General features: G+C 72.2%; 13 protein-coding genes and 1 pseudogene. 11 read left to right on the top strand and 3 right to left on the bottom strand.

Annotated elements, in window-relative coordinates; all coding sequences use genetic code 11:
* The first annotated feature begins 252 nt into the window (after window positions 1-252).
* The gene (locus AC07BF_RS08105; protein WP_363579802.1) at window positions 253-1,485 is read left to right on the top strand and encodes a DNA sulfur modification protein DndB; all 1,233 of its coding nucleotides are present in this window, start codon (window positions 253-255) and stop codon (window positions 1,483-1,485) included.
* Between the two features lie 118 nt (window positions 1,486-1,603).
* Here the strand turns inward: AC07BF_RS08105 and AC07BF_RS08100 are convergent.
* Window positions 1,604-1,819, bottom strand: a pseudogene (locus tag AC07BF_RS08100) (tyrosine-type recombinase/integrase); the annotation flags it as partial.
* 372 nt (window positions 1,820-2,191) lie between these two features.
* Here AC07BF_RS08100 and AC07BF_RS08095 point away from each other — a divergent pair.
* Both AC07BF_RS08095 and AC07BF_RS08090 read left to right on the top strand, forming a co-directional pair.
* Window positions 2,192-2,689 carry a tail fiber domain-containing protein gene (locus tag AC07BF_RS08095; protein ID WP_478333091.1) on the top strand — a complete coding sequence of 166 codons (498 nt, stop codon included), beginning with the start codon at window positions 2,192-2,194 and terminating at the stop codon, window positions 2,687-2,689.
* A 105-nt stretch (window positions 2,690-2,794) separates the two neighbouring features.
* Window positions 2,795-3,313, top strand: a complete 519-nt coding sequence (locus tag AC07BF_RS08090; RefSeq protein ID WP_363579799.1) for a hypothetical protein — start codon at window positions 2,795-2,797, stop codon at window positions 3,311-3,313.
* Between the two features lie 611 nt (window positions 3,314-3,924).
* Here AC07BF_RS08090 and AC07BF_RS08085 read toward each other — a convergent pair.
* Both AC07BF_RS08085 and AC07BF_RS08080 read right to left on the bottom strand, forming a co-directional pair.
* Entirely contained in the window at window positions 3,925-4,569 is a 645-nt protein-coding gene (locus AC07BF_RS08085) for a response regulator transcription factor (protein WP_363579798.1), read from the bottom strand.
* On the bottom strand, window positions 4,566-5,843 hold the full coding sequence (locus tag AC07BF_RS08080; protein ID WP_478333090.1) for a sensor histidine kinase: 1,278 nt from the start codon (window positions 5,841-5,843) through the stop codon (window positions 4,566-4,568). Before AC07BF_RS08080 ends, AC07BF_RS08085 begins: the two co-directional genes overlap by 4 nt.
* Before the next feature lie 332 nt (window positions 5,844-6,175).
* Here AC07BF_RS08080 and AC07BF_RS08075 point away from each other — a divergent pair, with 332 nt between their 5' ends.
* The 8 genes from AC07BF_RS08075 to AC07BF_RS08040 all read left to right on the top strand — a co-directional run bounded on the left by AC07BF_RS08075 (window position 6,176) and on the right by AC07BF_RS08040 (window position 13,276).
* Window positions 6,176-6,733 carry a GlcG/HbpS family heme-binding protein gene (locus tag AC07BF_RS08075; protein WP_363579796.1) on the top strand — a complete coding sequence of 186 codons (558 nt, stop codon included), beginning with the start codon at window positions 6,176-6,178 and terminating at the stop codon, window positions 6,731-6,733.
* 71 nt (window positions 6,734-6,804) lie between these two features.
* Window positions 6,805-7,221 carry a PPOX class F420-dependent oxidoreductase gene (locus tag AC07BF_RS08070; RefSeq protein WP_107453052.1) on the top strand — a complete coding sequence of 139 codons (417 nt, stop codon included), beginning with the start codon at window positions 6,805-6,807 and terminating at the stop codon, window positions 7,219-7,221.
* Between the two features lie 43 nt (window positions 7,222-7,264).
* Window positions 7,265-7,678, top strand: coding sequence for a YunG family protein (locus tag AC07BF_RS08065; protein WP_363579795.1), 414 nt, complete (start codon window positions 7,265-7,267; stop codon window positions 7,676-7,678).
* Window positions 7,679-7,769: 91 nt separating this feature from the next.
* Window positions 7,770-8,654 carry an NAD(P)-dependent oxidoreductase gene (locus tag AC07BF_RS08060; RefSeq protein ID WP_363579794.1) on the top strand — a complete coding sequence of 295 codons (885 nt, stop codon included), beginning with the start codon at window positions 7,770-7,772 and terminating at the stop codon, window positions 8,652-8,654.
* A 98-nt stretch (window positions 8,655-8,752) separates the two neighbouring features.
* Window positions 8,753-9,331, top strand: coding sequence for a flavodoxin family protein (locus AC07BF_RS08055; RefSeq protein ID WP_363579793.1), 579 nt, complete (start codon window positions 8,753-8,755; stop codon window positions 9,329-9,331).
* 441 nt (window positions 9,332-9,772) lie between these two features.
* The gene (locus AC07BF_RS08050; RefSeq protein WP_400804104.1) at window positions 9,773-10,963 is read left to right on the top strand and encodes an LPXTG cell wall anchor domain-containing protein; all 1,191 of its coding nucleotides are present in this window, start codon (window positions 9,773-9,775) and stop codon (window positions 10,961-10,963) included.
* Window positions 10,964-11,133: 170 nt separating this feature from the next.
* A complete protein-coding gene (locus AC07BF_RS08045; protein ID WP_400804101.1) occupies window positions 11,134-12,360 on the top strand; it encodes a hypothetical protein in 1,227 nt (408 codons plus the stop codon).
* A gap of 142 nt (window positions 12,361-12,502) precedes the next feature.
* On the top strand, window positions 12,503-13,276 hold the full coding sequence (locus AC07BF_RS08040; protein WP_363579791.1) for a MerR family transcriptional regulator: 774 nt from the start codon (window positions 12,503-12,505) through the stop codon (window positions 13,274-13,276).
* The last annotated feature ends 5 nt before the right edge of the window (window positions 13,277-13,281 follow it).

Here is a 13,281-nt window from a genome sequence, read left to right as displayed (position 1 = left end):
GGCATTGCGGAAGCGGCGGGAAACCACGCTTTGGCGGGGTCGGCAGCTTCCGCGGATAGAGACCTGGCAAGGAAGAATCATTCGCAGTCGCTGCTGTGGCGAGCTTTACTCCACCGCAGTTCGAGATTTTCCAGCTGAGGTGAAGTCAAATAGGGAGTTCTGTCACCGCAGTTGACGATCTAAAGAGTGACCAGCTAGCGTCCAACGACACGACGAGACGTCAGAGGGGCGCTCGTGTAGGGGAGGGAACCCGTGTCCATCACCATGTTCACGAAGCCGGTCACCACCGGCTTCCCCATCCAGCTCTCGGTCGTCCGCGAGGACGTCATGGTGAACGCCGTCATCGACGGCGAGAACCTGCTCTACCTCGTCAATGACCCGGCGAAGGTGGAGGAGGACGCCAAGCGTGCCGTGAAGGCCGGCTATGAGACCGACCCTTACGCCCGCTTGCGCGCCGAGGTGCAGCGGCCCATAGGTACGGCAGGCAGCAAGAAGGCCAAGAACGTCGGCGAGTACGCGGACTACATTGCAGCCGGCTTGCGGGGGGACTTCGATAGTGCGTGGTCGGTGCCGCAGATCACCCTCTGGTCCCCCCGCCCGCTGAGCCGGGACGAGAGCGGTATGTGGCACCTGCCGATCCGTGACGGCCTCATCGCACTCGACGCAGAGACCCAGGTCACGGCGCTGCACCGGATCAAGAAGAACCCGGCGGCGTACGACCTCGAGGATTTCGACTTCGGTGAACTGAAGCTCTCCATTGAGATCTTCCACGGCATCAGCGTCATGGCCGCCCGGCAGATCTTCCACGACCGAAACCTCAAGGGTGTCCCGGTCGACAAGTCCCTGGCCATGTCCATGGACGGCCGCGACTTCGGCACCACGGTGACGCGCAAGTTGATGGAGTCGCTGACCGTGCCGTTCGGTGAGGGCACGGCTCCGCTGTCCAGCCTGATCCTCACAGGCAAGCGCCAGGTGTCGGACAAGGCCGCGGAGTGGATGACGATGTCTGTCCTGCGGACGCTCATTTCCACGGCCATGCTCGGCAAGGCCGGCATCCATGCCGCCTCGACCGGCATCGAGTACGAGGACATCCCCACCGACGGCAACAACAGCCGCCCCGAGCAGGCCGTCGTCCAGCGCGAGATCATGGAGACGGTCGGCCACTTCCTCCAGCAGAACGCCGAGCTGTTCCACGCCAAGACCGCCATCACTGCTCCTGCCGTCGTGGCCGGCCTCGGCGCGACCATGAGCCGCACCATGTCCTGGTCGACCGACCCGATGCCCGAGGGTGTCACCCTGGAAGCCCTCCTGGAGAACGTCCAGTGGGAGCGTGAGGCGAAGTACTGGAGTGGCATCGCTGCCAAGCCGACGCACACGGGCAAGATCAGCTGGGCCGGTGGTGCCCGTGACTCTGGCCACAAGGTCTATGACGCGCTGAACAACCTGGACAGCGAAACCGGCATGCAGATCCGCGGTCGTTTCTAGCTTGCAGGTAGCGGCGGATCCTCTCCAATCACGGTGGGGGAGGAGCCGCTTGGCGTCTTCGCAGCTTCTATGCGGATCGTCGGCGGATGCGGATGCGGATGCGGATGCGGATGCGGATGCGGATGCGGATGCCGACGACGGCGGCGAGGACGTTGCCGGTGTGGCGGAGGTCGTAGAAGCGGAGATGGTCGAGCCCCAGCTTCTTGCGGGTCCTGCGCCACTTGCGGCCGAAGGTCGAGCGGCGGAACGGGGCGCCGTGCCTGCCGATGAACAGAAGTCCCTCCTCTCCCTTCTGGGTGTACCAGCGCAGGTGCCGTTCGAACTCCGGGAAGAGCTCCCGAAAAGCGACTTGACCCGCCATGGGCGCACGGGAGGCCCGTCGTTTACCTCAAGGCCCCCCCGTACTTCCGACCGTGAGCATAGTTCCCGTCGGAAACCCGCCGTTAACATCCGTCCCCGGCCTCCGAATCCGAGGTCCATCGCCAGTTGCTCCTGCCAACTCGCCCTGGGCTTCGCGATGATCGGCTCTCGACGGACCGGACGGCGGCTCGTACAGGTGGTGCGGCGGTCGAATGCGGGTCCGGGCGGGGGCTTCACTCGATGGGGGGAAGCGTGGCGGCGGGGTCCCCTATGTCCCGATTGTCGGACGTGGGCGGGCGGGGCGCTCGGGTGGGATGGGCGTCCCGATCGACTGGAGCCGCTGAGCATGGGTCTGTTCCGACGCTCCGGGAAGGCGGCTCGGACCGCCCCGGATCGCACCGAGACCGCTGACACCGCCGCGGTCGCCCCGGCCGGGGCGGTCAACGGCCATCAGGTGCTGGAGACGGTCGTCGCCCTGCCCATCAGCACCTGGCGCTACCTGTGGGAGCCCGAGCAGGTGCGGCACATCGGACCGATGGCCCAGGACTGGCACGCCTCCTTCGACTTCCACCATGAGAACACCCGCGTGATCCCCGTCGTCGACGCCAACGGCATCGCCCTGGTCTGCATCCAGGCCCTGAACCGGCGCATCGACGAACTCACCACCGAGGTCCGGCGCCTGAGCGAACTGCGGGATGCGGGGGATGCGGGGGAGGCGGGGGATGCGGGGGATGCGGGGGCTCGGGAGGGGTGTGCGAAAGGGGCGTGCGAGAGGGGTGCGGAAGAGGGTGTGGGAACGGTAAGAGGCGGAACTGTCCGTCCACGTCCACCGTCCAAGCAGTGACGGAATCCCGGCCCGGTCTGAACGCCGGGAGGAGCGTGGAGGGGACCAGTGCAGCCAGGTGGTGCCGAACTGAATGTCGGATTCCCGAGTGGAAGCCGAGGCGGTGTGCCGGTCGTGCCGCCCGCCCGGTGGCTCGGCCCGACGCCGGCGGTCGATCAGCTCGAAGCGGCCGAGCGCTGCGAGACACTGCTGCAGGACACCCTGGACGCTGTCCGGCCGGCGCCGGTCTGGCAGGGGGCGGCGCCCAGAGCGGGCGCGCGGCTGCCGTTGCCGGGGCGGGACCCGGACCTGCGCTGGTACGTCACCCGGGGGCGGGACATCCTCACCATCGTCTCGGCGGTCCGGCGGGCGGCACTGGTGGACGCGGTCGAGCGGCACTGGCGGCGGCGAGGCTGGACGATCACTTCGCTGAACGCCGGCCGGAGCCGCCCCGGAGTCGCCGCCGCCACTCTGGACGGTTATCGACTGGCTCTGACATTCGGTGAGTTGGGCGAGGCTGGACTGACCGCGAGCTCGCCCGGCGTGGCCCGCTCGGAGCGGCTGCCGTCACTGCAGGGCGCCGGCGGTCGCGGCCCGGCACCGTTGCCGAACGTGTGCTGCCCGTACTGGAGCGCGATGGGCTAGCCAGGCCCTGTCCGGCTGCGGAAGAACCAGGGAGCCGGAAGAACCGGGGAACCGGACGAACCGGAAGGCGCTGGGGGCGGCGGAGGTTCGTGGACGCAGGGGAGGCGCGGAGCGAGTCCCCCCGGACTCGCTCCGCACCGCCTCGTCGCGCGGCTTCGCGCTGCCGCTCCCCCCGACTCCCCGGCAGCCCCGCCGTTCCCCCCTGGCAGCACCCTCCGGCGAGAGCGGTCCGCACAGGCCCCGGCGAGCCCCCACCCCCGGGGACGTCGTTGGTATCACGGTAACAAACCGCGTGGTTGGTTTGTCAATAGTGGGATCCACGAAAAATCCACAAACGTGACGGTCGGTCCGTAAGGTCCCGCCAGGCGCTGGACCAGCGGGTTGAGGCCCGGCAGGACGCCCGGCGACCCTTCGACGGGCGCGCGACGGGCTCCGGTACGGGCGGCAGGCCGTGCGGCGGGCCGCGCTGGAATCCGACATTCCGAGCATCATGGCAGCACGCAGTGACACCGCGCGAGCGCTGAGCGCAGCGGATGCGTCCTGTGGTGCTATGGCAGGCTGATGCGGAGTGAGTTCACCGGCGGGACGGCCCGGCCGTACGTGAGGGCCCGTCAGCGCAGCAGTCGGCGCTCCTTGGCCACGGCCACCGCGCCGGACCGGGTGTCCACCCCCAACTTGTCGTAGATCCGGCCGAGATGGGTCTTCACGGTGGCCTCGCTGATGAACAGTGCCCGGGCGATCTCCCGGTTGCCCAGCCCCTGCCCCAGCTGCGCGAGGATGTCCTGCTCGCGCTCGGTGAGCTGCGGTGCGGGCGCCCGCATCTGCGCCATCACCCGGGAGGCGACCGGCGGCGAGAGCACCGTACGGCCCCGGGCGGCGGCGTGCACGGCGGCGAACAACTCCTCCGGCCGCTCGGCCTTCAGCAGGTAGCCGGTGGCGCCCGCGGCGATCGCCCGGGTGATGTCGGCGTCGGTGTCGTAGGTGGTGAGCACGAGCACGTGCGGACCGCCCGGCGCGGCGGTGATCCGCCGGGTGGCCTCCACCCCGTCGATGCCGTCGCCGAGTTGGAGGTCCATCAGCACCACCTGCGGCGCCAGCCCGGTGGCCAGCGCGACCGCCTCCTCCCCGGTGCTCGCCTCGCCGACCACCTCGATGTCGCCCGCGCTGGCGAGCAGCGCCAGCAGGCCGGCCCGGACCACCGCGTGGTCGTCGCAGACCAGCAGCCGGACGGGGGCGGGTCCGGTTCGTTCGCTCATCGGTGCTCCAGGGGGATCGCGGCGGAGACGACGGTGCCCTCGCCGGGGGTGCTCTCCACGGTCAGCGTGCCACCGAACTGCCGCAGCCGGGCGCGCATCGCGGGCAGCCCGTACCCGCGGCCGCCGGCCGACCCGACCGCGCCCGGGTCGAAGCCCCGCCCGTCGTCGGCGACGTCCAGGACGGCCTGGTCGCCGAGGTAGGACAGGGTGATCGCCGCGGCCGAAGCACCGGCGTGCTCCCGGACGTTGGCCAGCGCGCCCTGGGCGATCCGCAGCAGCGCGGACTGCGCGGCGGCGGGCAGCGGGACGGGCGTGCCGTCCAGGTGGAAGCGGACCGGCAGACCGCTCTCGGCGGCCTCCCGTCCGGCGAGCGCGCGCAGCGCCTGGTCGAGCGGACGGCCGTCGGCGAGTTCGGCCGGTGCGAGGTCGTGGACGAAGCGGCGGGCCTCGGCCAGGTTGCGGGCCGCCACCTCGGCGGCGGTCCGGACGTGGGTGCGGGCGGTCGTCGGCTCGGTGTCCCAGGTGCGCTCGGCGGCCTGCAACAGCATCTGCTGGCTGGACAGCCCCTGGGCCAGGGTGTCGTGGATCTCCATGGCGAGCCGCTCGCGCTCCGCGTGGGTGCCCTCCCGCCGTTCGGTGGCGGCGAGTTCGCGCCGGGTGCGGACCAGGTCGGTGATCAGGGCGCGCTGCCGGGCGTCCTGCCGGTCCATGAAGAGGAACACGCCGGTGGCGAGCGCGGCCACCGCGAACGGCAGCAGGACGAGAGTGGCGTCCGCCCCGCCGGCCAGCCGGAGCTCGGCGATCACCACCAGCAGCGTCAGGGCCGCCACGAGCGGGATCGCCGCCCGCGCGGGGAGCGTGCGCAGCGCGGTGTAGACCAGCGGGACGGCGCACCAGGCGAAGCTCGGCGCGAGCAGCACCAGCACCACCCAGAGCGCGACCACCAGGGCCAGCGGCCACCGGCGCCGACGCGGAACCCGGTCGCCGGGCGCAGCTTCAGCCCCGGGCGTGGGCGTGGGCGTGGGCGCGGGCGCTGGTGGCGGTGGCGGTGGCGGGTGGCAGTGCGCGAGCCAGGAGCCGGCCGGCTGGGCGAGGGCGAGGGCGATGCTGAGCCCGATCACCCAGGGGATCCGGGGGTTGCCGGGATGGTGGGTGAGGTAGCGGCTGAGCGAGGCGGCGAGCAGCAGCAGGAAGGCGGAGTCGAGCAGCACCGCCAGGCGGCCCGCGTCCGGGTCGCCGGCGTCGTGACCGGCGGCGGGGCGGGGCTGCTGCACGGGTGGCTCCTGGCTGGACGGGCGATCGGCACCTGGGCGCCTCGGTGGGCGGTCGGCATCCGGACGGGCACCGGCCGCCTCGACCGCGTGCCCGGTGCGCCCGGTGCGCCCGGCGCACCGACCTGCACCGATCCCTCGATGGTGGCCCGGTCGACCCGGTCCCGCATCAGCCGATCGGTTGACGGGGCTGTCCTCCATCATGCCCGCGCGGTCGCGCCGGAGCGTCGATGTGGCGAGCCTCGCCCCGGCCGGAGGATCGGGGTGGAGCCGGGCGGACCCCCTGCCGCCCGGCGGCCCCGATCCCGTTCGCCGATCCGCTGAGGAGCTGGACCATGAAGAAGATCTCCGTGCGCACCCGGGTGCTGACCGGCACTCTCGCCGCCGCCGCGCTCGCCGCCACCGTGGGCGCCGTCTCGGCCAGCGCCGAGACCTCAGGGACCCCGGCCGCGCCGGCCGCGGTGAAGGTCGACACCCAGAACAAGAACCTCGCCCAGAGCACCGGCCTGACCATCGACGCCGCGACCCGCGCCGCCCAGGCCACCCTGGACGCGGCGGCCAAGGCCGGCCAGCACGTCTCGGTCGCGGTCGTCGACCGGGACGGTGTCACCCGGGTGCTGCTCAAGGGCGACGGTGCCGGCCCGCAGTCTCCGGAGTCGGCGCAGCGCAAGGCGTTCACGGCGGTCTCCTGGAACGCGCCGACCTCGGAGCTGACCAAGCGACTGGCCCAGGCCCCGACCCTCAAGGACATCCCGGGCACGCTGTTCCTGGCCGGCGGCGCCCCGGTGCAGTCCAAGGGCGCCCCGGTCGCGGCGATCGGTGTCGCGGGCGCGCCGAGCGGCGACCTGGACGAGCAGTTCGCGCAGGCGGGTGTCGCCGCACTGGCGAAGTGATCCCCTGGCCGGTTGCCCGTCCCCTGATGCGCGGGGCGGGCCGACCGGCCAGGATGGGCGGTATGCCGACGATGACCGATGACCAGTGGCGGGCGTTCCTCTCCGAGGGCACCCGCACCGCCAAGCTCGCCACCACCCGGGCCGACGGCCGTCCGCACGTCGCGCCGGTCTGGTTCCTGCTGGACGGCGACGAGCTCGTCTTCAACACCGGTGCGGGCACCGTCAAGGGCCGCACCCTGGCCCGCGACGGCCGGGTGATGATCTGCGTGGACGACGACCGGCCGCCCTTCGCGTACGTTCTCGTGCAGGGCACCGCCCGGCTGAGCGAGGACCTGGCCGAGGTGCGCGCCTGGGCCACCCGGATCGCCGCCCGGTACATGGGGGAGGACGTCGCGGAGCAGTACGGGGCCCGGAACGGCGTGCCGGGGGAACTGCTCGTTCGGGTGAAGATCGAGAAGGTCTCCGCAGAACACGGGGTGGCCCTCTGAAAAGCCGGTGCCGCTGTCAGTGGTGCATGGCAGGCTTCCCGGTATGACGGCGTGGACCCTCAACGACATCGAACGTGCGATCCGCTCCTCCTGGGGTGTCGACACCTGTGCGCCCGAGGATCTGGCCCACTGGCGTCCCGACAATCCCGCCCGCGGACAGTGCGGGGTGACGGCGATGGTGGTGCACGACCTGCTCGGCGGCGAGCTGATGATGGGCGAGGTGCACGTCGGCGGGGTCCGGACGGATCTGCACTGGTGGAACCGCTTCGCCACCGGCATCGAGATCGACCTCACCCGCGAGCAGTTCGGGCCGGACGAACTGGTCGGCCCCGGCCGTCCGGTCGCCCGCCCGGCCCGCCCCGGCCGGCTCCAGGCCCAGTACGAGCTGCTGAGCCGCCGGGTGGTCACCGAGCTGGAGCGCGGCCGCGTCCGGCTACCGGAGCGCGCCTGTGCGTGAGTCCGTCCAGTACGCAGGAGGCCACCGTCTCCTGACGTACAGTCATCCGCAGATGCGGTGACAGTGACGGTGACGGCGACGGGAGTGCGGGATGACCGGGGCGACGATCGGCTTCGTGGGGCTGGGTGCGATGGGGCGGGGCATGGCCGGCAGCCTGTTGCGGGCCGGCCACACCGTCCGGGTCTGGAACCGCTCGCCCGAGCCGGTGGCCACCCTGGTGGCCGAGGGCGCCGAGGCGGCGGGCACACTCGCCGAGGTGTACGCCGCCGACACCGTGGTCTCCATGCTCGCCAACGACGAGGCGGTCGAACGGCTGCTGCTCGACCCCGCCCTGCTCGCGGGCGCCGCGACGACCCTGCACGTCAACATGGCCAGCATCTCCGTCGGACTCGCCGAGCGCGCCGAGGCACTGCACGCCGAGCACGGCATCGGCTACCTGGCCGCCCCGGTCCTCGGCCGTCCGCCGGTCGCGGCGGCCGGCCGGTTGAACATCCTGACCGCCGGCGCGCCGGAGCTGCTGGCCCGCGCGGAGCCGCTGTTCGCCGCGATGGGGGAGCGCACCTGGCACTTCGGTGCGAGCCCGCGACAGGCCAACACCGCCAAGATCAGCACCAACTTCCTGCTGGCCTGCGCGATCGAGTCGATGGCCGAGGCGTGCAGCCTGGCTGAGGCCCACGGCGTCCGGCCGACCGACCTGGTCGAGATGTTCACCGGCACGCTGTTCCCGGGGCCGGTCTACTCCGGCTACGGCGCGATGGTGGCCGAACGCCGCTACGAGCCGGCCGGGTTCAGGCTGCCGCTGGGCCTCAAGGACGTCGGCCTGGCCCTGGAGGCCGGGGCCGCGCGGAACGTCCCGCTCCCGTTCGGCGGCATCCTGCGGGACGCCTTCCTGGACGCGCTGGCCCACGGTGACGCGGACAAGGACTGGGCGGCGGTCGCGGCCGTCGCCCGGCGCCGGGCCGGCCTGCCCGCCTGAGCGAACTCCCGGGCGAACTCCCGGGCGCCGGACGTGGAACAACCGGGGGGCGGGGGGTGCTCGCACCTTCATCCGCACCACCGACCGGGGGAGTCCCGATGGCCGACCAGCCGACGGGCGCCGAGGCGCCGCGCACCTTTCTGTTCCTCAACGCCAGTGCGCGGGCCGGCGGCAACTCCGAGCAACTCGCCCGGCTGGCCGCCGAGGCGAGCCTGCCGGCCGGGTCGGAGCAGCGCTGGCTGCGGCTGAGCGAGCACCCGCTGCCGCCCTTCGAGGACCTGCGGCACGTCGAGGGAGGCCGCCACCCCGAGCCGGTCGGCCACGAACGGACCTTGCTGGACGCCACGTTGGCGGCCACCGACCTGGTCTTCGTCGCACCGCTGTACTGGTACTCGCTGCCGACCAGCGCGAAGCTCTACCTCGACCACTGGTCGTCCTGGCTCCGGCAGCCAGGGGCTGACTTCCGTGCCCGGATGCGCGGCGGCACCATCTGGGGCGTCACCGCCCTCGCCACCGAGGACGACAAGGCCGAACCGCTGATCGGCACGCTCCGGCTGACGGCCGAGTACATGGGGATGCGCTGGGGCGGCGCGCTGCTCGGCAACGGCACCCGCCCCGGGGACGTGCTGCGCGACGAGCGGGCGCTGATCGCGGCCAAGTCCTTCTTCGCGGGCTGAGCCCGCGCACCCGTTCCGGCGGGCGCTCACGCGGACGTTGACGCGGGCGCTCGCGTGGACGTCCGCAGGGCGTTCGCACCGGCGCGCGCAAGGCGTTCGCACCGACCCTCACAGGACATTCACCCGGGCATTCGCCGGACGTTCACACGACCGATCGCTTCACGCCACGCGAGGTGGTGCGATACGGCCCCCCGGGCGTGTACCCGTCACTCTCCGGTCATCTTTCTGCAAAGCGCAAAAGCCTTACCGCAGGACGGAATTGGGCGATTCGGGCACTCCCGTCCCGTGAGCGGTCCCCAGCGTGACACCCGCCTTCCGGAGTGGCCGGATCCTTCGGTAATCTCCGTCGGACTTTCAAGCTTCGCGAGGGGTCAGAGGCGTCCACGGCCGCCCGCCCCGCCGCGCCCCGGGCCTCGCCCGGACTCTTCCGTGAGGTCTCCCTTGCCCATACGTCGCAGTCTTGCCCTTGCCGGCGTCGCCGCGCTCGCGTCCTCGCTCGTGCTGTCCGGCGCCCAGGGCGCCATGGCCGTCGGCACCACCGGTTCCCCGTCCGCCGCCGCCCAGGCGGCCGGCAAGGCCTCCCACCAGAGCCTCGACCTCTCGGTGAACGGCGTGCCCGGCACCTTCATCGCCGGCGGCGACGCCCGCGACTTCACCTTCAAGATCGACAACTCGACGAAGCACGACTTCCTCTTCCTCCCGCTGCTCAAGTTCAAGAACAAGGCGGGCTCGCTCAAGGCGAAGGACCTCAAGGTCCAGTACCAGCTGCCCGGCGGCCAGTGGCAGACCGGTTCGGTCGCCGCCGACGGCGGCGAGGACAAGGACAAGTCCGTCCTCACCCTGCTCGGTGGCCTCGGCCAGGACGGCAACCCCACCGACGACGACCTGCTCGTCGTGAACCGCGGCAAGAGCTTCTCGATCAAGGTCCGGGTCTCCTTCACCTCGGAGGCGCCGCTCGGCCGGGCCGGCGTCGTCCCGGTGGTGTTCTCCGCCGAGCTCGACGACGAGACCCACGCGCCGGTCGACGGGGGCCACCTCAGCTGCGACGGCGTCCGCGGCGCGGGCTTCGTGATCAAGGCGGGCGGCGGCGGCAAGCCGAGCCCGACCATCAGCCCGAGCCACACCGGCAAGCCCAGCCCGACCGCGAGTACCTCGCCGACGGCCTCCCACTCGGCGACCGCCTCCACCTCGCCGACGGCCTCCCACTCGGCGACCGCGAGCACGTCGCCGACCGCCTCCACCTCCGCCACGGCCACCCCCTCCACCTCGGCCACCCCGAGCGCCGAGCCGACCACGCCGTCGCCGTCGGTCCCGCCGACCACCCCGACCACGGGCGAGCCGTCCGGCTCCGCCTCCGCGTCGACCTCCGCCCCGGCCCCGGTCGACGGCAACGGCGACACCGCCGGCCCGATCGACTTCCCGGTGGCCGTCCCGACCCTCACCCCGCCGCCGCTCACCCCGGCCGCCGTCACCAAGGCCAAGGCCGCCGCCGACAACGGGGACAAGGCCCTGGCCCAGACCGGTGGCGGTGACGACACCACCGCCATCGCCGTGGCCGGCGGCGCCGTGCTGCTCGCCGGTGTCGGCACCCTCGTGGTGCTGCGCCGCCGCAAGTCGGCCCAGCAGGGCTGACCGCGGCCGCAAGGCACGCTCCAGCCGTTACACCGAGGCGGTACCCGCCTGACAACCGCCCGCGCCGCCCGGCCGTCCGTTCGACGGACCTCCGGGCGGCGCGGGCGGGACACCTCCGTCACATAGGATGTCCGGCCGGAGGGGGGCGGAACCGGCGGGGAGAGGGACAGGTGCGGGGATCACGCACGGCACGGACGGCCACCGACTACGAGTCGGCGACCGGGCGGATCGCGGGGCTGCCGCTGCGCAGACACCACGTTCTGCTGGTGGCCTGGACGGTGCTCTGGTTCTTCCTGGTCGAGCCCAGCGGCGGCTTCTCCTGGCACTACCTGCGCCAGGGTGAGCAGCTGCTCTTCAGCGACCACCCGGACGGCGGGCTGGCGCTCTACGCCCACCACCCGGAGCTGCAGATCGGCCCGGTCAGCCTGGCCGTGGCCCGGCTCACGGCCCCGTTCTCGGCCCACACCGGCCAGCTGATCGCCGAGGCGGCGATGTCCGGGCTCGGCCTGGTGATGCTGGTCCTGATCGGTCGCACCGCCGCCCTGTACTACCTGGGCACCGGCACCAACCACCGCCGGCTCCAGCAGCGCCTGCTGATCGCCGGACTGGCGTTCATCCCGATGTGGGTCGAGGTCTCGGTCCGATTCGCGCACCTGGACGACGTCCTGGCGCTGTTCTTCACCACCCTCGCCGCGCACGCCCTGGCCCGCGGCAAGCCCACCATGGTCGGTGTCTACCTGGCGCTGGGGGTGGACTCCAAGCCCTGGGCGATCGCCTTCGCCCCGCTGATCCTGGCGCTGCCCAGGCCCGCCTGGCTGCGCAGCGCGATCTGGTTCGTCGGACTGGTGGCGATCGCCTGGCTGCCGTTCTACCTGGGCAATCTGGACACCCTGGCCGCCGCCAAGTTCACCATCCCCAACCAGCCGGCCTCCGCACTGCGCTGGTTCGGGGTGACCGACCCGGCCACCCCCTGGTGGGACCGTCCGACCCAGTTCGCCCTCGGCCTCGGCCTCGGCACCATCGCGGTCTGGCGCGGCCGCTGGCCGGCCGTGGTGCTGCTCGGCGCGGACGCCCGGATCCTGCTCGATCCGAGCGTCTACACCTACTACACGGCCTCGATCCTGCTCGGCACCCTGCTCTGGGACGCGGTCGGGCAGAAGCGGCTCGTCCCGTGGTGGAGTTGGATAGCGCTGGCCGCGCTGTATGGCGGGACGCTGTTCATCCCGTCCGACGCGGGCCGCGGCTTCGTCCGGCTGGCCTTCGTGGTGGTCTCCGCCGCGTACGTGCTGTTCTGGCCCACCCAGCAGACGCGCCGCCCGCGGTCCCCGGCGGACGGCGAGGGGCGGCGCCGTTCCTCCCGGCGGCGCGAGCGCGTGCTGACCGGCACCGGAGCCTGACCGGCACCGGAGCCTGACCGGCCCCGGCCCCGGCCCCGGCCCCGGAGCCCGAGCCTGACCGGGGCCCTCCCTCCCGAGGACGGCTTGACCCTCACGCGGCGTGAGAGCGGAGGCTGGTGGTCAGCACGAAGGGAGGACCCGGATGAGCAGCGAGGGCTACTCGGTCGGAGCCGTGGCCAAGATCGCCAAGGTGACCGTCCGCACCCTGCACCACTACGACGAGATCGGCCTGTTGTCCCCTGCGGGCCGCACCCGGACCGGCTACCGCCGCTACCAGGACGCCGACCTCGACCGGTTGCAGCAGATCCTCTTCTACCGCGAACTCGGGTTCCCCCTGGAAGAGATCGCGGCGATCCTGGACGACGACTCGGTCAGTCCGAGCGAGCACCTCCGTCGGCAGCACCAACTGCTGACCGACCGGATCAGGCACCTCCAGGACCTCGCCACAGCCGTCGAACACGCCATGGAGGCACGAAGAATGGGCATTCAGCTGAGCCCGGAGGAGAAGTTCGAGATCTTCGGCGAGGGCTACCAGGAGGAGTGGGAGCAGGAGGCCGAACAGCGCTGGGGCGACACCGCGGCCTGGGCCGAGTCGCAGCGCCGCACCGGCGGCTACGACAAGGCCGACTGGCAGCGGATCCAGGCGGAGATGGCCGACCTCAACACCCGCCTGGTCGAGGCGCTCACCGCCGGCGAACCCGCCGACGGCGCCGCCGCCACGGACCTCGCCGAGGCGCACCGGCAGCACATCTGCCAGAACTTCTACGACTGCACGTTCACCATCCACCGCGGCCTGGCCGGGCTGTACGTCTCGGACCCGAGGTGGACCACCACCTACGAGAACCTCGCCCCGGGCCTGGCGCAGTGGCTGCACGACGCCATCCTCGCCAACGCGGACCGGCACGAGAAGGCATAGTCGCC

The organism is Kitasatospora sp. NPDC043950, from assembly GCF_056435345.1.
This window is presented reverse-complemented; position numbering and strand designations above follow the sequence as displayed.

What these genes read in the sequence shown, in the direction of transcription:
- AC07BF_RS08095 (WP_478333091.1), top strand. Translation starts at nt 2,192, where the DNA reads ATGGGTCTGTTCCGACGCTCCGGGAAGGCGGCTCGGACCGCCCCGGAT.
- AC07BF_RS08085 (WP_363579798.1), bottom strand. Translation starts at nt 4,569, where the DNA reads ATGAGCGAACGAACCGGACCCGCCCCCGTCCGGCTGCTGGTCTGCGAC.
- AC07BF_RS08075 (WP_363579796.1), top strand. Translation starts at nt 6,176, where the DNA reads ATGAAGAAGATCTCCGTGCGCACCCGGGTGCTGACCGGCACTCTCGCC.
- AC07BF_RS08070 (WP_107453052.1), top strand. Translation starts at nt 6,805, where the DNA reads ATGACCGATGACCAGTGGCGGGCGTTCCTCTCCGAGGGCACCCGCACC.
- AC07BF_RS08065 (WP_363579795.1), top strand. Translation starts at nt 7,265, where the DNA reads ATGACGGCGTGGACCCTCAACGACATCGAACGTGCGATCCGCTCCTCC.
- AC07BF_RS08060 (WP_363579794.1), top strand. Translation starts at nt 7,770, where the DNA reads ATGACCGGGGCGACGATCGGCTTCGTGGGGCTGGGTGCGATGGGGCGG.
- AC07BF_RS08055 (WP_363579793.1), top strand. Translation starts at nt 8,753, where the DNA reads ATGGCCGACCAGCCGACGGGCGCCGAGGCGCCGCGCACCTTTCTGTTC.
- AC07BF_RS08040 (WP_363579791.1), top strand. Translation starts at nt 12,503, where the DNA reads ATGAGCAGCGAGGGCTACTCGGTCGGAGCCGTGGCCAAGATCGCCAAG.